This is a genomic window from Streptomyces sp. NBC_01013, from assembly GCF_045162765.1.
In the GTDB taxonomy this organism is placed as follows: domain Bacteria; phylum Actinomycetota; class Actinomycetes; order Streptomycetales; family Streptomycetaceae; genus Streptomyces.
Genome location: NZ_CP108687.1, coordinates 2,621,539 through 2,638,640 on the forward strand (window position 1 = coordinate 2,621,539; position 17,102 = coordinate 2,638,640).

Annotated in this window: 17 protein-coding genes; 1 reads left to right on the forward strand and 16 read right to left on the reverse strand. The window is 68.7% G+C overall.

Annotated elements, in window-relative coordinates; genetic code table 11:
- Nucleotides 1–157: 157 nt before the first annotated feature.
- The gene (locus OG538_RS10915; protein WP_406092501.1) at nt 158–2,035 is read left to right on the forward strand and encodes a glycosyl hydrolase family 18 protein; all 1,878 of its coding nucleotides are present in this window, start codon (nt 158–160) and stop codon (nt 2,033–2,035) included.
- 96 nt (nt 2,036–2,131) lie between these two features.
- Here the strand turns inward: OG538_RS10915 and OG538_RS10920 are convergent, their stop codons facing one another.
- The 16 genes from OG538_RS10920 to prfA form a co-directional block, all read right to left on the reverse strand.
- Nucleotides 2,132–2,578 carry a DUF2550 domain-containing protein gene (locus OG538_RS10920; protein WP_406100061.1) on the reverse strand — a complete coding sequence of 149 codons (447 nt, stop codon included), beginning with the start codon at nt 2,576–2,578 and terminating at the stop codon, nt 2,132–2,134.
- 140 nt (nt 2,579–2,718) lie between these two features.
- Nucleotides 2,719–3,093 carry a F0F1 ATP synthase subunit epsilon gene (locus OG538_RS10925; protein WP_359133483.1) on the reverse strand — a complete coding sequence of 125 codons (375 nt, stop codon included), beginning with the start codon at nt 3,091–3,093 and terminating at the stop codon, nt 2,719–2,721.
- A gap of 109 nt (nt 3,094–3,202) precedes the next feature.
- Entirely contained in the window at nt 3,203–4,645 is a 1,443-nt protein-coding gene (atpD, locus tag OG538_RS10930; RefSeq protein ID WP_406092503.1) for a F0F1 ATP synthase subunit beta, read from the reverse strand.
- Entirely contained in the window at nt 4,645–5,562 is a 918-nt protein-coding gene (locus OG538_RS10935; RefSeq protein ID WP_406092505.1) for a F0F1 ATP synthase subunit gamma, read from the reverse strand. The genes atpD and OG538_RS10935 overlap by 1 nt, the downstream gene beginning before the upstream one ends.
- Nucleotides 5,563–5,565: 3 nt before the next feature.
- Nucleotides 5,566–7,137: a F0F1 ATP synthase subunit alpha gene (gene atpA, locus OG538_RS10940; RefSeq protein ID WP_356318865.1), complete on the reverse strand. Its 1,572-nt coding sequence runs from the start codon at nt 7,135–7,137 to the stop codon at nt 5,566–5,568.
- Nucleotides 7,138–7,277: 140 nt separating this feature from the next.
- Nucleotides 7,278–8,093, reverse strand: a complete 816-nt coding sequence (locus OG538_RS10945; RefSeq protein WP_406092508.1) for a F0F1 ATP synthase subunit delta — start codon at nt 8,091–8,093, stop codon at nt 7,278–7,280.
- Nucleotides 8,090–8,635: a F0F1 ATP synthase subunit B gene (locus OG538_RS10950; RefSeq protein ID WP_406092510.1), complete on the reverse strand. Its 546-nt coding sequence runs from the start codon at nt 8,633–8,635 to the stop codon at nt 8,090–8,092. The genes OG538_RS10945 and OG538_RS10950 overlap by 4 nt, the downstream gene beginning before the upstream one ends.
- Before the next feature lie 37 nt (nt 8,636–8,672).
- Complete coding sequence (gene atpE, locus OG538_RS10955; RefSeq protein WP_018102636.1) at nt 8,673–8,921, reverse strand: ATP synthase F0 subunit C; 249 nt, start codon at nt 8,919–8,921, stop codon at nt 8,673–8,675.
- A gap of 67 nt (nt 8,922–8,988) precedes the next feature.
- Nucleotides 8,989–9,810 (reverse strand): F0F1 ATP synthase subunit A, encoded by an 822-nt coding sequence (gene atpB, locus OG538_RS10960; RefSeq protein WP_148020738.1) that lies wholly within the window; start codon nt 9,808–9,810, stop codon nt 8,989–8,991.
- A gap of 226 nt (nt 9,811–10,036) precedes the next feature.
- Nucleotides 10,037–10,474 carry a hypothetical protein gene (locus OG538_RS10965; protein ID WP_406092512.1) on the reverse strand — a complete coding sequence of 146 codons (438 nt, stop codon included), beginning with the start codon at nt 10,472–10,474 and terminating at the stop codon, nt 10,037–10,039.
- A gap of 259 nt (nt 10,475–10,733) precedes the next feature.
- Entirely contained in the window at nt 10,734–12,122 is a 1,389-nt protein-coding gene (locus OG538_RS10970; protein ID WP_406092514.1) for an MraY family glycosyltransferase, read from the reverse strand.
- 110 nt (nt 12,123–12,232) lie between these two features.
- Entirely contained in the window at nt 12,233–13,498 is a 1,266-nt protein-coding gene (gene glyA, locus OG538_RS10975; protein WP_406092516.1) for a serine hydroxymethyltransferase, read from the reverse strand.
- 180 nt (nt 13,499–13,678) lie between these two features.
- Nucleotides 13,679–14,320: a protein-tyrosine-phosphatase gene (locus OG538_RS10980; protein WP_406092518.1), complete on the reverse strand. Its 642-nt coding sequence runs from the start codon at nt 14,318–14,320 to the stop codon at nt 13,679–13,681.
- The gene (locus tag OG538_RS10985) at nt 14,317–14,964 is read right to left on the reverse strand and encodes an L-threonylcarbamoyladenylate synthase (protein WP_266782896.1); all 648 of its coding nucleotides are present in this window, start codon (nt 14,962–14,964) and stop codon (nt 14,317–14,319) included. The genes OG538_RS10980 and OG538_RS10985 overlap by 4 nt, the downstream gene beginning before the upstream one ends.
- 64 nt (nt 14,965–15,028) lie before the next feature.
- Nucleotides 15,029–15,874 carry a peptide chain release factor N(5)-glutamine methyltransferase gene (prmC, locus tag OG538_RS10990; protein ID WP_148020732.1) on the reverse strand — a complete coding sequence of 282 codons (846 nt, stop codon included), beginning with the start codon at nt 15,872–15,874 and terminating at the stop codon, nt 15,029–15,031.
- Between the two features lie 50 nt (nt 15,875–15,924).
- Nucleotides 15,925–17,001: a peptide chain release factor 1 gene (gene prfA, locus OG538_RS10995; RefSeq protein WP_406092521.1), complete on the reverse strand. Its 1,077-nt coding sequence runs from the start codon at nt 16,999–17,001 to the stop codon at nt 15,925–15,927.
- Nucleotides 17,002–17,102: the final 101 nt, after the last annotated feature.

Here is a 17,102-nt window from a genome sequence, read left to right on the forward strand (position 1 = left end):
AACTTTGGTCTGGACCTCTTGACGATTGGTCCAGACCTTCCTAATCTCACCGAACACACTGCGGTGAGCCCGCCATGACAAGGCGGGCTCAGGGCGGCGCAGGGTTTGCAGTCTCCGAACCACCCCCGTTCGGCCGGACCCCACCCGAGGAGCACCGTTGAGCACTGAGACCCCCCGCCGGACCCGATTCAGATTCGGGGCCGGAAAAGCCACCAGATCCAGAGCAGTCGCGGGCCTCACCGCGCTGCTGCTTCCGCTCGCCGCGCTGGTCGGCATGGCCTCCCCCGCCGAGGCCGCCACGTCGGCGACGGCCACGTACGTCAAGAAGTCCGACTGGGGCACCGGCTTCGAGGGACAGTGGACGGTGAAGAACACCGGCACCACTGCCCTCTCCTCCTGGACCATCGAGTGGGACTTCCCCTCCGGCACCGCGGTCGGCTCCGCCTGGGACGCCACCGTCACCAGTTCCGGAACCCACTGGACCGCCAAGAACCTCGGCTGGAACGGCTCGGTCGCACCGGGCGCCAGCGTCTCGTTCGGCTTCAACGGCACCGGCTCGGGCGCCCCCGCCGGCTGCAAGCTGAACGGCGCCTCGTGTGACGGCGGCAGCGTCCCCGGCGACAACGCCCCCTCGGCACCTGGCACCCCCACCGCGAGTGCCATCACCGACACCTCGGCGAAGATCAGCTGGAGCGCCGCCACCGACGACCACGGCATCAAGAACTACGACGTCCTGCGGGACGGCGCGGTCGTCGCCACGGTCACCGGCACCACGTACACGAACAGCGGCCTCACCGCGGGTACCGACTACTCGTACTCCGTGAAGGCCCGGGACACCGCCGACCAGACCGGCCCGGCCAGCGGCGCGGTCAAGGTGCACACCACCGGCGGCGGGGGCACCGACCCCGGCACGGGCACCGGCGACAAGGTCAACCTCGGCTACTTCGCCGAGTGGGGCGTCTACGGCCGGAACTACCACGTCAAGAACCTGGACACCTCCGGCTCGGCCGCCAAGATCACGCACATCAACTACGCCTTCGGCAACGTCCAGGGCGGCAAGTGCACCATCGGTGACTCCTACGCCGACTACGACAAGGCGTACACCGCCGACCAGTCCGTCGACGGCGTCGCCGACACCTGGGACCAGCCCCTGCGCGGCAGCTTCAACCAGTTGCGCAAGCTCAAGGCGAAGTACCCGCACATCAAGGTGCTGTGGTCGTTCGGCGGCTGGACCTGGTCCGGCGGCTTCGGCCAGGCCGCGCAGAACCCGGCCGCGTTCGCCCAGTCCTGCTACGACCTGGTCGAGGACCCCCGCTGGGCCGATGTCTTCGACGGCATCGACATCGACTGGGAGTACCCCAACGCCTGCGGTCTGACCTGCGACACCAGCGGCCCGGCATCCCTCAAGGCCCTCACCTCCGCGCTGCGTACCAAGTTCGGCAGCAGCAACCTGGTGACCGCCGCGATCACGGCTGACGGCTCCGCGGGCGGAAAGATCGACCTGGCCGACTACGCGGGCGCCGCCCAGTCGCTGAACTGGTACAACGTGATGACGTACGACTTCTTCGGCGCCTGGGACGCAAAGGGCCCGACGGCCCCGCACTCCCCGCTCACGTCGTACAGCGGCATCCCGAAGGCCGGCTTCACCGCCGCCGAAGCCATCGCCAAGCTGAAGGCGCAGGGCGTGCCCGCCTCGAAGCTGCTGCTCGGCATCGGCTTCTACGGCCGCGGCTGGACCGGCGTCACCCAGGACGCACCCGGCGGCACCGCGACCGGCGCGGCCCCCGGTACGTACGAGGCGGGGATCGAGGACTACAAGGTCCTCAAGAACAGCTGCCCCGCGACCGGCACCATCGCCGGAACGGCGTACGCGCACTGCGGCACCAACTGGTGGAGCTACGACACCCCCGCCACCATCGGCACCAAGATGGCCTGGGCGAAGAACCAGGGCCTGGGAGGCGCGTTCTTCTGGGAGTTCAGCGGGGACACCAGCAACGGTGAGCTCGTGAGCGCCATGAACAGCGGTCTCAAGTAGTCCCCAGCGCACAGCTCGTCGCGTAGCCCCCGAAATACGCCGGGGAGACAGGTCCGTCCCCTGTCTCCCCGGTTTGCGTATGCCGTGCTCGTGGCCTCAGGCCACGTTCACCCTCTGGCCGGGCGGCGCCGCCTCCAGCCAGGCAAGGAATCCGGTGAGGGCGTCCTCGCTCATCGCCAGCTCCAGGCGGGTCTCCCGGTGGAGACAGCCGAGCACGACGGCGTCGGAGAGCAGCGCGAGCTCCTCCTCGCCCTCGGGCAGCCGGCGGGCGACCACCTCGATCGAGGAGCGCTCCAGCACCCGGCGCGGGCGCGGGGAGTAGCTGAAGACCCGGAACCAGTCGACCTTGTCGCCGTGGTAGCGGGCGACCCCGTACACCCAGCCCTTGCCCGAGAGATCGGGCTCCTCGGGCACGTTCCATCGCAGGCTGCAGTCGAAGGTCCCGCCGGAGCGCTGAATCAGCCGCCGGCGCAGACCGAAGACGAAGAGACCCATCAGGACCAGTGCGACGACGAGTCCGCCCACCCACAGCGCGAGGACCATCTCCACCGACCTCCTCGCGTCATCGAGTAAACGGATACCGCCCGAACTTCACCTGCACCTGCATCGCCTCAGCCGCGACACGGTCTGGAGGGGTCTCCAGCTCGGGCCGCGGCTGAGGGTAAAGCCGTTTCGCGGGGTGACTAGTGCACCGCCACCGCACGCAGTCGCACATCGGCGCGGCGCTCGGCGGCGCTGTCCGTGTCCGACTTCGCACGCTCGAACGCACGCTCCGCGCGCTCGACATCGATCTCGTCCGCCAGTTCGGCAATCTCCGCCAGCAGCGAGAGCTTGTCGTCGGCGAAGGAGATGAAACCGCCGTGCACCGCGGCGACGACAGTGCCGCCGTCGCTCGTACGGATCGTCACCGGGCCCGATTCCAGCACACCCAGGAGCGGCTGGTGACCGGGCATGACGCCGATGTCGCCGGACGTGGTACGTGCGACAACGAGGGTGGCCTCGCCGGACCAGACACTGCGGTCCGCGGCGACCAGCTCGACATGCAGCTCAGCAGCCAAGGGTGGCTCCTCGGGTCACCACCCGGCGGTCGTGCCGGGTGTTGGGTCAATTCTACGGGGCGTGGTGAGGGGGGCGGGACACACCCACCCCCCTCGGTGAGCCGGAGGCTCAGGAGACGCCGAGCTCCTTGGCGTTGGCCTTGAGGTCCTCGATGCCACCGCACATGAAGAACGCCTGCTCCGGGAAGTGGTCGTACTCACCGTCGCAGATCGAGTTGAACGCGGCGATCGACTCGTCGAGCGGCACGTCCGAACCGTCCAGGCCGGTGAACTGCTTGGCGGCGTGGGTGTTCTGCGACAGGAAGCGCTCGACGCGACGGGCACGGTGGACAACGAGCTTGTCCTCCTCGCCCAGCTCGTCGATACCGAGGATCGCGATGATGTCCTGGAGGTCCTTGTACTTCTGCAGGATCCCCTTGACACGGCTGGCCGTCTCGTAGTGCTCCTGCGTGATGTAGCGCGGGTCCAGGATGCGGGACGTCGAGTCCAGCGGGTCGATCGCCGGGTAGATGCCCTTCTCCGAGATCGGCCGGGAGAGCACCGTCGTCGCGTCGAGGTGCGCGAAGGTGGTCGCCGGAGCCGGGTCGGTCAGGTCGTCCGCCGGCACGTAGATCGCCTGCATCGAGGTGATCGAGTGACCACGCGTCGAGGTGATGCGCTCCTGGAGCACACCCATCTCGTCGGCCAGGGTCGGCTGGTAACCCACCGCGGACGGCATACGGCCGAGCAGCGTGGAGACCTCGGAACCGGCCTGCGTGAAGCGGAAGATGTTGTCGATGAAGAGCAGCACGTCCTGCTTCTGCACATCGCGGAAGTACTCCGCCATGGTCAGGGCGGACAGGGCCACGCGAAGACGCGTGCCCGGCGGCTCGTCCATCTGGCCGAAGACCAGCGCGGTCTTCTCCAGGACGCCCGACTCGGTCATCTCGTCGATGAGGTCGTTGCCCTCACGGGTGCGCTCGCCGACACCGGCGAACACCGACACACCGTCGTGCAGCTTCGCCACACGCATGATCATTTCCTGGATGAGCACCGTCTTGCCGACGCCCGCACCACCGAACAGACCGATCTTGCCGCCCTTGACGTACGGGGTCAGCAGGTCGACACACTTCAGGCCGGTCTCGAACATCTCGGTCTTGGACTCGAGCTGGTCGAAGGCAGGGGCCTTGCGGTGGATCGGCCAGCGCTCGGTGATCTGCGCCTCGGCCTCCGGCTCGTTCAGGATCTGACCGAGGGTGTTGAACACCTTGCCCTTGGTGATGTCACCGACCGGGACGGTGATGCCCGCACCCGTGTCGGTCACCGGGGCCTGGCGGACCAGACCGTCGGTGGGCTGCATCGAGATCGCGCGGACCACGCCGTCACCCAGGTGCTGGGCGACTTCGAGGGTCAGCGTCTTACGAGCGCCGGCCTCGGCCGGGTCGTCGACCTCGACGTGCAGGGCGTTGTAGATCTCCGGCATCGCGTCGACGGGGAACTCCACGTCGACGACCGGGCCGATGACCCGGGCGACGCGGCCCGTGGCAGCGGCCGTCTCAACTGTCGTCGTCATTACTTGTCACTCCCCGCGGACGCGTCGGCCAGCGCACCTGCACCGCCGACGATCTCGCTGATTTCCTGGGTGATTTCGGCCTGGCGGGCCGCGTTGGCAAGCCGGGAGAGGCTCTTGATCAGATCCCCGGCATTGTCGGTCGCCGACTTCATCGCGCGGCGGCGGGCGGCGTGCTCGGAAGCGGCAGCCTGCAGCAGTGCGTTGTAGATGCGGCTCTCGACGTAGCGCGGCAGAAGGGCGTCCAGGACGTCCTCCGCCGACGGCTCGAAGTCGAACAGGGGAAGGATCTCGTCCTTCTCCGTGCTCTCCTTCGCGACCTCGTCGATCGAGAGCGGCAGCATCCGGCCGTCGACCGCGTTCTGCGTCATCATCGACACGAACTCGGTGAAGACGATGTGCAGCTCGTCGACGCCACCCTCGGCCGTGTCCTTGGTGATGGACTCGATCAGGGGCGCGGCGATCTTCTTGGCGTCCGCGTACTCCGGGCTGTCGGTGAAGCCGGTCCACGACTCCACGACCTTGCGCTCGCGGAACCCGTAGTAGGCGACACCCTTGCGGCCGACGATGTAGGTGTCGACCTCCTTGCCCTCGGCCGCCAGCCGCTCCCGCAGCCGCTCCGCGGCCTTGATGGCGTTGGAGGAGTAGCCGCCGGCCAGACCACGGTCGCTCGTGAGGAGCAGGACCGCGGCCCGGACCGGGGACTCGGCCTCGGTGGTGAGCGGGTGCTTGGTGTTGGAGCCGGTCGCCACCGCGGTCACCGCGCGGGTGAGCTCGGTCGCGTACGGCATCGACGCCGTCACCTTGCGCTGCGCCTTGACGATGCGCGAGGCGGCGATCATCTCCATCGCCTTGGTGATCTTCTTGGTCGCGGTGACGGCTTGGATGCGGCGCTTGTAAACGCGAAGCTGAGCGCCCATCGATCAGCCCTCGCCCAGGAGCTTGCCGTCCGAGGTCTCGAACTGCTGCTTGAAGGCGGCGATCGCGTCGGCGATCGACTGCAGCGTGTCGTCGGACATCTTGCCGCCCTCGGCGATGCTGGTCAGGAGGTCCTTGCGCTCGCGGCGCAGGTACTCCAGCAGCTCGCTCTCGAAGCGGCGGATGTCCTCGACCGGGACGTCGTCCATCTTGCCCGTGGTACCGGCCCAGACGGAGACGACCTGCTCCTCCATCGGGAACGGGGCGTACTGCGGCTGCTTCAGCAGCTCGACCATGCGCTTACCGCGCTCCAGCGACGCCTTGGAGGCCGCGTCCAGGTCGGAACCGAAGGCGGCGAACGCCTCCAGCTCACGGAACTGGGCGAGGTCCACGCGCAGACGTCCGGAGACCTGCTTCATGGCCTTGTGCTGGGCGGAGCCACCGACTCGGGAGACCGAGATACCGACGTTGAGCGCCGGACGCTGACCCGCGTTGAACAGGTCGGACTCCAGGAAGCACTGGCCGTCGGTGATGGAGATGACGTTGGTCGGAATGAACGCCGACACGTCGTTCGCCTTGGTCTCGACGATCGGGAGGCCCGTCATCGAACCCGCGCCCATGTCGTCGGAGAGCTTGGCGCAGCGCTCCAGCAGACGCGAGTGCAGGTAGAAGACGTCGCCCGGGTAGGCCTCACGGCCCGGCGGACGGCGCAGCAGAAGCGACACGGCGCGGTAGGCGTCGGCCTGCTTCGAGAGGTCGTCGAAGATGATCAGGACGTGCTTGCCGTCGTACATCCAGTGCTGGCCGATGGCCGAGCCGGTGTACGGCGCCAGGTACTTGAAGCCGGCCGGGTCGGACGCCGGGGCGGCGACGATGGTCGTGTACTCCAGCGCGCCGGCCTCTTCCAGGGCACCTCGCACGGAGGCGATGGTGGAGCCCTTCTGACCGATGGCGACGTAGATGCAGCGCACCTGCTTGTTCACGTCGCCCGAGCGCCAGTTGTCGCGCTGGTTGATGATCGTGTCGACGGCCAGCGCGGTCTTACCCGTCTGACGGTCGCCGATGATCAGCTGACGCTGGCCGCGGCCGATCGGCACCATGGCGTCGACAGCCTTGTAGCCGGTCTGCATCGGCTCGTGCACCGACTTGCGGACCATGACGCCAGGGGCCTGCAGTTCGAGGGCGCGACGACCTTCGGTCGCGATCTCGCCGAGGCCGTCGATCGGGTTGCCGAGCGGGTCGACGACGCGGCCGAGGTAACCCTCGCCGACGCCGACGGAGAGCACCTCACCGGTGCGCTGCACCGGCTGGCCCTCCTCGATCCCGCTGAACTCGCCGAGGACGATCGCACCGATCTCGCGCTCTTCGAGGTTGAGGGCGAGACCGAGGGTTCCGTCCTCGAACTTCAGCAGTTCGTTCGCCATGGCGGAGGGCAGGCCCTCCACCTTCGCGATGCCGTCGCCGGCAACGCTGACCGTTCCGACCTCCTCGCGCGAGGCCGCGTCCGGCTGGTACGACTGGACAAAGTTATCCAGTGCGTCCCGGATCTCCTCCGGCCGGATCGTGAGCTCCGCCATCTGGGTTCCCTGCTCTCCTTGTTGGGCCCGAAGTTTCTTAAGGGGGTCTGGGGGCCGACCCCCAGGAATCTTCTGCAATTTCTGCACGGCCCAACCGGGCCGCTGGTCTTGCTCTGTTCTGTTTGGTACGTCGCGCTGCGTCAGCCGGCCATGCGACGGGTCGCCTCGTCGAGGCGCTCCGCGATGCTGCCGTTGATGACCTCGTCGCCGACCCGCACCACGATCCCGCCGAGGACCTCGGGGTCCACGTCCAGGCTCAGGTGCATCTGCCGGCCGTAGATCTTCGCCAGGGCGGCGCCGAGACGCTGCTTCTGCCGGTCACTGAGCGGCACGGCCGAGGTGACGACCGCGACCACACGGTCCCGGCGCTCCGCGGCGAGCTTGGAGAGGGACTCGAGTCCCGCTTCCAGGCTACGTCCCCGGGGCTGGGTGACGAGCCGCACGACGAGGCGCTCCGTGGTGGGCCGCGTCTTGCCGCCGAGCAGGCTGCGCAGCAGCTCGCCCTTGGCGGCGGGGGTCGCGGTCCGGCTGGTCAGCGCGGAGCGCAGCCCGGTGTCCGAGGCCACGATCCGGCCGAACCGGAAGAGCTCGTCCTCGACGTCGTCGAGGTCACCGCTTCGCTGGGCGGCGGTGAGGTCGGCGGTGTTCGCCAGCTCCTCGGTCGAGTCGACCAGGTCGCGCGACTGCGACCAGCGCGAGCGGACCATGCCGGAGACCAGGTCGAGGGCTTCGCCGCCCACCTGGCCGCCCAGCAGCCGTCCGGCCAGCTCGGCCCGCGCCTCGCCGGCCTGCGCCGGGTCGGTCAGGACCCGGCGCAGCGACACCTCGCGGTGCAGCAGCGATGTGACGCCGGCCAGGTCCTCGGCGAGCTTCGCCGCGTCGACCGACGTGTTGTCGGTCAGTGCGTCGAGGCGCTCGCGTGCGGCAGCCAGTGCCTCGCGGCTCGCGCTGTTCATCGGACTGCCTCGGCCTTCGCCTCGAGCTCGTCGAGGAACCGGTCGACGGTGCCGCTCTGCCGGGCGTGGTCCTCGAGGGACTCGCCGACGAGCTTGCCGGCCAGGGCGGTGGCGAGCTTGCCCACGTCCTGACGCAGTGCCGAAGCCGCGGCCTTGCGGTCGGCCTCGATCTGGGCGTGGCCGGCAGCGACGATCTCCTCGCGCTGCCGCTGGCCTTCCGCCCTCATTTCCTGCAGGATCACGGCGCCCTGCTCCTGCGCCTCCTGGCGCAGACGAGCGGCTTCGTGGCGGGCCTCGGCGAGCTGAGCCTTGTACTGCTCAAGAACGCTCTGGGCCTCGGTCTGGGCCGCATCGGCCTTTTCGATGCCGCCTTCGATGGCCTCGCGGCGCTCTACCAGAACCTTGTTGATGTTCGGGAGGAGCTTCTTGGCGAGGAAGCCGAAGACGATGACGAAAGCGATGAGGCCAATGACGAGCTCAGGGATCGGCGGGATGAGCGGGTTTTCCGCTTCCTCCGCCGCGAGCTGAACCAGGGGGTTCACGTCAGTGCCTTCCGTCGAATGGGCTGTTCGCGACCGGTCAGGAGGTCGGGTAGACGAACGGCATGACCAGACCGATCAGGGCGAGCGCCTCACAGAAGGCGAAGCCGAGAATCTGGTTGGCGCGGATGAGACCGGCAGCCTCGGGCTGACGGGCGAGCGCCTGGGTGCCGTTACCGAAGATGATGCCGATGCCGACGCCGGGGCCGATCGCGGCGAGGCCGTAACCGATCGAGCCGAGGTTGCCCTTGATTTCGACGCCGGCGGCGAGGGTCTGGAGAGCGGACATGCCGGTTCTTCCTTCTCTTTCAATGTCCGGTGGGGGTTGGCCACCGGGTGCTTCAGGAGGTGGGTGCTCAGTGGCCCTTGGCGAGAGCGCCCTGGACGTAGCTGCAGGCCAGCAGCACGAACACATAGGCCTGGACAGCCTGGATGAAGAGCTCGAAGGCGGTCATCACGATGACCATCACGAACGACACGCCTGCGTAGGCGAAGCCGATGCCGTTGAGCAGGTACCAGCTGGCGATCGTGAAGAGCAGCAGGAGCGTGTGTCCCGCGAACATGTTCGCGAACAGTCGGACCGCGTGCGTGAACGGCCGGACCAGCAGGTTCGAGAAGAACTCGATGGTCATCGAGAGCGGCAGGACCCCGCCGAGGCTCTTGTCGTAGCCCGTGAAGTTCTTGAACGCTCCGACGAAACCGTGCTTCTTGAAGGTCAGGACGACCCACAGGATGTAGACGATCCCGGCGAGAGCCGCCGGATACGAAATGATCGCCGTCACGGGGAACTGGGCAACCGGAATGATGGACCAGAGGTTCATCATCCAGATGACGAAGAACAGGGAGACCATCAGCGGGACGTACTTCTCGCCGTCCTTCTTGCCGATCGTCTCGTAGACGATGCCGCGGCGGACGAAGTCGTATCCCGCCTCGGCCACCATCTGAAGCTTGCCGGGCACCAACTTCGGCTTACGGAAGGCGGCCCAGAAGAAGCCAACGATGATGACCGAGCCGAGCAGGGCCAGCAGCATCGTCTTGTTGAAGTACAAGTTGCTGTCCGCATCGCCCCAGAGGGGCTCGAACAGGAACGAGTGCAGGCCGGGTGCCGGGAAACCACAACCGTCGAAGATGTGGCAATCGGTCTCGAAGGCGAGCACCTGTGTCGGGTCAGCACTCACCGCGGGCTCCTTCAGCGTGGCGCATAGGTACGGCAACCTCGTTGTGTCGGCGCGGCGCGCAGCCGCGGTTCGGCACTGGACTGGTGTTTCGGATGTGTGAGCGGCAGTCAGGCATGTCAGCCTCGCGATCGAGCAGGCGTCAGCTCACATGCCCGCGCCCGCAGTGCCGCAGTTGGAACCGGACGATAGCAGGGTCGCGAACCTGCACTTATTCCGCCCCTACCCTTCACGCTGCGGACCCCGGCTTCTTGGGCTTTTCGTCCTTGTCGGACTCGGGTTCCACGTAAAGGATCTTGGCCTTCATGTGCGCACGCGCCTGTGCGCCGATCCACACGAGAGTCGTCACGACCAGAGTGATCGCGAAGGCCTTCGGGTTGAACAGCGAGGTGTTCTTGAATACGGCGACGAAGATGAACAGCAGCAGGAGTTGCGCCGTGTACAGCGCGAGCCCCATCGCCTGGAAAAGGTGAGGCATGGACCGGGCGGTCCGTTGCAGGACCACCAGTCCGATCCCCATGAAGAGGACGACCACGATCGTCGCAACGATCGCGCCCAGGGCTCCCTTGCCGCCGGCAACGCCAGCACTGATCGCGGCGGCGACTGCGCCGGCGACAGCGGTGGGTACGGCGGTCTGGAGGAGAGTCCGGACGTCGTTGGACGGCATGGCGGCAGCTCCGCTTGCTGGGGGTGGGCAGTGTGTCGTCATGGACGAGCGTAGGCCCGGTCCGAGTCGATGCCTCGGGCCAATGGACCGTGCTACTCAGGTCCTTCGGCTCTGTCACCGGGCTTCGTGAACGGTATCACAAACTATTTGATGAGGTCTTTACCTAGAAAGTGTGCTTGCTATCACACGTGAGAGCTAACCGGCGCGTGTGAGCAAGACAACTCAACGACTTGTCTGGTATTGCCCCTTGATGCCCGAATCATCGACGCGTTGAATCAGCCTTGCGCCGGTCCGAGAAGCGCGAACGGGGGCCGATCGCGGTCGCTCCGTTGACGCCGGACACCCCGGCGGCGATCGGGGGCCGCGGTCCGGGCTCGTGCCCGTCCTGCCCCATCTGATCATCCAGGGGCCCCTGTTGGCTCTCCAGCGCCTGCGACGGCTCCGCCCCGGTCTCCGTCCCCCGGCGCCGTCGACGGCGATAGCGAGGCGGTACGACGCGTTCCGCCCAGCGCGGGGCGCGCGGGGTGAAGCGGGGCATCAGCAGCAGGATCAGGCCGAGCGCGCTCAGTCCCACGATCAGCAGCACGATCCACATCGAGGTCGAGTGCACCGAGTAGCCGACCGCGCCGAAGGCGATCAGGGCCGACCAGAAGTACATGATCAGCACCGACCGGCTGTGCGAATGGCCGATCTCCAGCAAACGGTGGTGCAGATGGCCGCGGTCCGCGGCGAACGGTGACTGGCCGTTCCACGTACGCCGCACGATCGCCAGCACCAGGTCGGCCGCCGGGATGGCGATGATCGTCAGCGGCAGGAGCAGCGGGATGAAGACCGGCAGCATCGCGTGGGTGGCCTGCCGTTCGCTTCCCGCGAAGAGCTTCATCGCGTCCGGGTCGACCTGTCCCGTGACGGAGATCGCGCCGGCCGCGAGGACCAGGCCGATCAGCATCGACCCCGAGTCCCCCATGAAGATCCGCGCGGGATGCATGTTGTGCGGCAGGAAACCCAGGCACATGCCCATCAGGATCGCGGTGAAGAGCGTCGCGGGGGCGGCCGCCTCGATCCCGTACCCGTACCAGAGCCGGTAGGTGTAGAGGAAGAGTGCGGCCGCGGCGATGCACACCATCCCGGCCGCCAGGCCGTCCAGGCCGTCGACGAAGTTCACCGCGTTGATGGTGATGACGACGAGCGCGACCGTCAGCAGCGTGCCCTGCCACTGGGTGAGGGGGACCGTGCCGACACCCGGGATCGGCAGCCACAGGATGGTGAGGCCCTGGAGCACCATGACGGCCGCGGCGATCATCTGACCGCCGAGCTTGATCAGGGCGTCGATCTCGAACTTGTCGTCCAGGACCCCGATCAGCCAGATCAGGGCCGCTCCCGAGAGCAGCGCCCGCGGTTCGTTGGAGAGCTCGAAGACCCCGTCGAGGTTGGAGAGGTGATCGGCGACGATCAACCCGGCGCACAGCCCGCCGAACATGGCGATGCCACCGAGCCTCGGTGTCGGTTCGCGGTGGACGTCACGCGCACGGATCGCGGGCATCGCCCCGACCGCGATGGCGAACTTACGCACCGGGCCGGTGAGCAGATACGTCACCGCGGCCGTGACACAGAGCGTCAGCAAGTAATCACGCACGGGCTGCCCCATAAATGTCGCCGGCCATCTCAGCCCACACCTTAACTAGGCCGGGCTCATGGTTGAGGACACAGAGGCCCCCGCGATGGTTGCACAGGCAGTCACTTTTGCCGACATACGTGTCATTTCACCCCGGAGTACGGGGGATGCGCCGCCGCCATTTCCCGCACCTCCGCAAGGGGGTCGCCCTCCTCGCGCACCGCGGACCCCATCAGCACCGCGAGACGGGCCATGTCGGAGTCGTCCATGCCCTGGGTCGTGACGGCCGCGGTTCCGAGCCTGATGCCCCGGGCGTCGCCGTACGGAAGCGCGCAGGTGTCCAGCACCACGCCGGCGGCGGCCAGCCTGGCACGGGCGGTGGGGCCGTCGACGCCGAGGGGGCCCGGGTCGGCGACGATCAGGTGGGTGTCGGTGCCGCCGGTGGTGACGTCGAAGCCCTCGGCCTCGAGGCCGGCCGCCAGCACCCGGGCGTGGTTGACCACCTGGTGGGCGTACGCGGCGAAGGCGGGCGCTGCGGCCTCCCCGAACGCGACGGCCTTCGCGGCCACCGTGTGCATCTGGGCGCCGCCCTGCGTGAAGGGGAACACCGCCCGGTCGATCCGCTCCGCCAGCTCCGAGCCGCACAGGATCATGCCCCCGCGCGGGCCCCGCAGCACCTTGTGCGTGGTGGCGCAGACCACGTCCGCGTACGGCACCGGGTTCGGCGCCGCTCCCCCGGCGATCAGGCCCATCGGGTGCGCGGAGTCGGCGATGAGGTAGGCGCCCACCTCGTCGCAGATCTCCCGGAACAGCTCGTGGTCCGGATGGCGGGGGTAGGAGATCGATCCGCTGACGATGGCCTTCGGCCGGTGCGTGCGGGCCAGGGTGCGGACCTGGTCGTAGTCGATCAGACCGCTCTCGGAGTCCACCCCGTAACCGATGAACTCGAACCAGCGGCCGGAGAAGTTGGCGGGTGAGCCGTGCGTGAGATGGCCGCCGTACGGAAGTCCCATCGCGAGCACCGTGTCCCCGGGCCGCAGCAGCGCCGCGTACGCCGCGAGCACGGCCGAGGATCCGGAGTGGGGCTGCACGTTGGCGTGCTCGGCCCCGAAGAGCGAGGTGGCGCGGCGGACAGCGATGCGCTCGGCCGCGTCCGCCTGCTCGCAGCCGCCGTGGTGGCGGGCGCCGGGATATCCCTCGGCGTACTTGTTGGCGAGCGGGGAGCCGAGGGCGGCCAGGACCGCGGGCGAGGTGAAGTTCTCCGCCGCGGTCAGCTGGAGGGTCTCGGACTGCCGGCGGAGCTCCCCCACCAGCACATCGGCGATCTCCGGGTCCTCGCGGAGCAGGGCGCCGAAGTCCTGCGGCAGGGCGGCGACGGCGGAGGGTGCGGCAGCGGTGGTGACCGACATCGGGGACTCCGGGCCTGGGGAGGGGGGACGCCCGGGGAGGGGTGGCGTCAGCTCCAATGTAGGCCTGTGGCGGAGCCGCTGCCTGCTGTCGTGGGCCGTGGCGCACCCGCCCGGCCCACAGGGAGTCCCGGCTCCGCCGTACGGCCGTCAGTGCGGCGAGGACGGCCTCCCGGGGTGACCTCAGCGAGCCGCCGATACGCCCGTCAGCGCGGTGACGACCGGGTCCAGGGCCTGGTTGATCTCGTCGCCGATGGACCGGAAGAACGTGATGGGGGCGCCGTACGGGTCGTAGACCTCGTCGGCCTCGGCGGTCGGGGCGAGCAGCCAGCCGCGCAGCGCGGCCGCCGCGCGGACCAGGGCGCGGGCGCGCTCGACCACGCCCTCGTCACTCGCGTCCGGCAGTGTGGCGGGGTCTATCGCCCGCACCAGCCGGGTGAATTCCTTGAGCGTGAAGGTCCGCAGTCCGGCCGAGTGACCCATCGAGATCACCTGGGCCCGGTGGTCGCGGGTGGCGGTGAGCACGAGGTCGGCGCGGATCACGTGCTCGTCGAGCAGTTCGCGGCCGACGAAGCCGGTGGCGTCCGCGCCGAAGTCGGCGAGGACCACCTCCGCGTTGGCCTCCATCGGGGCTCCCTCGTGCCCCCAGGTGCCCGCGCTCTCCACGATCAGCCCGCCCAGGAGCGGGTCGCCCAGACGGTCCACGAGGGCATGCCGCGTCAGCCGCTCGGTGATCGGTGAGCGGCAGACGTTGCCGGTGCTGACGTGGAGGATGCGGAAGGTGTCGGTCTGCCCCGCTATGCCACGCCCCTCAGGGGCGGTCAATTGGCCACCTCGAGGTCGGGTACCACCTTGCGCAGCTCCTCCGCGGAGAGCGCACCGGCGCGCAGCAGGACCGGCACCTTGCCGGTGACGTCGACGATCGAGGACGGCACGATGCCCGGGGTCGGACCGCCGTCCAGGTACACGGACACGGAGTCGCCGAGCATCTCCTGGGCGGCGTCGCAGTCCTCGGGCGAGGGGTGACCGGTGAGGTTGGCGCTGGAGACGGCCATCGGGCCGACCTCCGTGAGGAGCTCGATGGCGACCGGGTGCAGCGGCATCCGGATGGCGACCGTGCCGCGGGTGTCACCGAGGTCCCACTGGAGCGACGGCTGGTGCTTGGCGACCAGCGTCAGCGCGCCCGGCCAGAACGCGTCGACGAGCTCCCACGCCTGCTCCGAGAAGTCGGTGACCAGGCCGTGCAGGGTGTTCGGCGAACCGATGAGGACGGGGGTCGGCATGTTGCGGCCACGGCCCTTGGCGGCCAGCAGGTCGACGACGCCCTCGGAACTGAAGGCGTCCGCACCGATCCCGTACACGGTGTCGGTGGGCAGCACGACCAGTTCGCCGCGGCGGACGGCGGACGCGGCCTCGCGCAGACCCGTCGTGCGATCCGTGGCGTCGTTGCAGTCGTATCGCCGTGCCATCAGCCGGCCTCCTCAAGCATGTACGGGTAGGGCTGGAACGGGTCGTGCCTGTGGTTGCCGCCGGTCACGGCATGGCCTTGCGGGCCGTGGCGAACCGGGGACGCCTGTTCAGGTCGGGGTGGTCGGCCGCGTCGGCCCAGCCCCGCTCCTCGGTGAAGATCCACGGCACCTGGCCGCCCTGGGTGTCGGCGTGCTCGATGACGACGAGGCCGCCGGGACGCAGCAGACGGTGGGCGGTGCGCTCGATGCCGCGGATGGTGTCGAGGCCGTCCTCGCCCGAGAAGAGAGCCATCTCGGGGTCGTGGTCACGGGCCTCGGGGGCCACGTACTCCCATTCGGTGAGCGGGATGTACGGCGGGTTGGAGATGACCAGGTCGACCTGGCCGTCGAGCTCGGGAAGGGCCGTCAGGGCGTCTCCGCGGTGCACGGTGACCCTGGACTCCTCGGCGTTCTTCCTGGTCCATTTGAGGGCGTCCTCGGACAGCTCCACGGCGTGCACGCGCGAGCGCGGCACCTCCTGGGCCATGGCGAGGGCGATGGCGCCCGATCCGGTGCACAGGTCGACGATCAGCGGCTCGACGACGTCCATCGCACGGACGGCGTCTATCGCCCAGCCGACGACCGACTCGGTCTCCGGCCTGGGCACGAAGACGCCGGGGCCCACCTGGAGCTCCAGGTAGCGGAAGAAGGCACGGCCGGTGATGTGCTGGAGCGGTTCGCGGGCCTCGCGCCGGGCGATGGTCTCCCAGTAGCGGGCGTCGAAGTCGGCGTCCGGCACGTTGTGCAGCTCGCCCCGCTTGACGCCGTGCACGAACGCGGCGAGTTCCTCCGCGTCGAATCGCGGTGAAGGGACACCGGCGTCGGCCAGCCGCTGGGTGGCCTGGGCCACCTCGGCGAGCAGCAGGTTCATCGCGGTTCTCCGTACGGGTTACGAGCGGGGCGGGGCGGTGGGATCAGGGCCTACGCGGCGGCGAGCTTGGCTGCGGAGTCGGCGTCGACACAGGCCTGGATCACAGCGTCCAGGTCCCCGTCGAGCACCTGGTCCAAGTTGTACGCCTTGAAGCCGACGCGGTGGTCCGAGATCCGGTTTTCCGGGAAGTTGTACGTACGGATCTTCTCGGACCGGTCGACCGTCCGCACCTGGCTGCGCCGGACGTCCGACGCTTCCTGCTCTGCGGCTTCCTGGGCGGCGGCGAGAAGCCGTGAGCGCAGGATACGCATGGCCTGCTCCTTGTTCTGGAGCTGGCTCTTCTCGTTCTGGCAGGAGGCGACGACACCGGTGGGCAGGTGCGTGATGCGGACCGCGGAGTCCGTGGTGTTGACGGACTGGCCGCCGGGGCCGGAGGAGCGGTACACGTCGATCCGCAGGTCGTTGGCGTGGATCTCGACGTCGACCTCCTCGGCCTCGGGCGTGACGAGCACACCGGCGGCGGAGGTGTGGATGCGGCCCTGGGACTCGGTGGAGGGCACGCGCTGCACGCGGTGCACGCCGCCCTCGTACTTCATGCGTGCCCAGACGCCCTGGCCGGGTTCGGTGGCCCCGTTGCCGCCCTTGGTCTTCACGGCGACCTGGACGTCCTTGTAGCCGCCGAGCTCGGACTCGGTGGAGTCGATGATCTCGGTCTTCCAGCCGACGCGCTCGGCGTAACGCAGGTACATGCGCAGCAGGTCGCCGGCGAACAGGGCGGACTCGTCGCCGCCCGCGCCCGCCTTGATCTCCAGGAGCACGTCCTTGTCGTCGCTGGGGTCACGGGGCACGAGCAGGAGGCGGAGCTTCTCGGTGAGCTCCTCGCGCTCCTTCTCCAGATCCTTGACCTCGGCGGCGAAGTCGGGGTCGGTGGCGGCGAACTCGCGGGCGGTCTCGATGTCGTCGCCGGTCTGCTTCCAGGAGCGGTACGTGGCGACGATCGGAGTCAGCTCGGCGTAGCGCTTGTTGAGCTTGCGCGCGTTGGCCTGGTCGGCGTGGACCGACGGGTCTGCGAGCTTCTTCTCGAGATCGGACTGTTCGCCGATCAGTTCCTCGACCGCCTCGAACATCTTCGGGCTCCTGGTTTCTTCGATCGTCGTGCCGGCCGGCCGGCGGGTGCCTGCCGGGCGGGATACGGGGATGCCGTCGTCCCGGCCGGAAAAAAACGCCG

Coding starts and splice junctions, on each gene's coding strand:
- atpA (WP_356318865.1), bottom strand. CDS start 7,137: ATGGCGGAGCTCACGATCCGGCCGGAGGAGATCCGGGACGCACTGGAT.
- OG538_RS10945 (WP_406092508.1), bottom strand. CDS start 8,093: ATGAACAGCGCGAGCCGCGAGGCACTGGCTGCCGCACGCGAGCGCCTC.
- prfA (WP_406092521.1), bottom strand. CDS start 17,001: ATGTTCGAGGCGGTCGAGGAACTGATCGGCGAACAGTCCGATCTCGAG.
- glyA (WP_406092516.1), bottom strand. CDS start 13,498: ATGTCGGTCACCACCGCTGCCGCACCCTCCGCCGTCGCCGCCCTGCCG.
- OG538_RS10920 (WP_406100061.1), bottom strand. CDS start 2,578: ATGGTCCTCGCGCTGTGGGTGGGCGGACTCGTCGTCGCACTGGTCCTG.
- OG538_RS10985 (WP_266782896.1), bottom strand. CDS start 14,964: ATGGCACGGCGATACGACTGCAACGACGCCACGGATCGCACGACGGGT.
- OG538_RS10935 (WP_406092505.1), bottom strand. CDS start 5,562: ATGGGCGCTCAGCTTCGCGTTTACAAGCGCCGCATCCAAGCCGTCACC.
- atpD (WP_406092503.1), bottom strand. CDS start 4,645: ATGACGACGACAGTTGAGACGGCCGCTGCCACGGGCCGCGTCGCCCGG.
- OG538_RS10970 (WP_406092514.1), bottom strand. CDS start 12,122: ATGGGGCAGCCCGTGCGTGATTACTTGCTGACGCTCTGTGTCACGGCC.
- prmC (WP_148020732.1), bottom strand. CDS start 15,874: ATGAACCTGCTGCTCGCCGAGGTGGCCCAGGCCACCCAGCGGCTGGCC.
- atpE (WP_018102636.1), bottom strand. CDS start 8,921: ATGTCCGCTCTCCAGACCCTCGCCGCCGGCGTCGAAATCAAGGGCAAC.
- OG538_RS10965 (WP_406092512.1), bottom strand. CDS start 10,474: ATGCCGTCCAACGACGTCCGGACTCTCCTCCAGACCGCCGTACCCACC.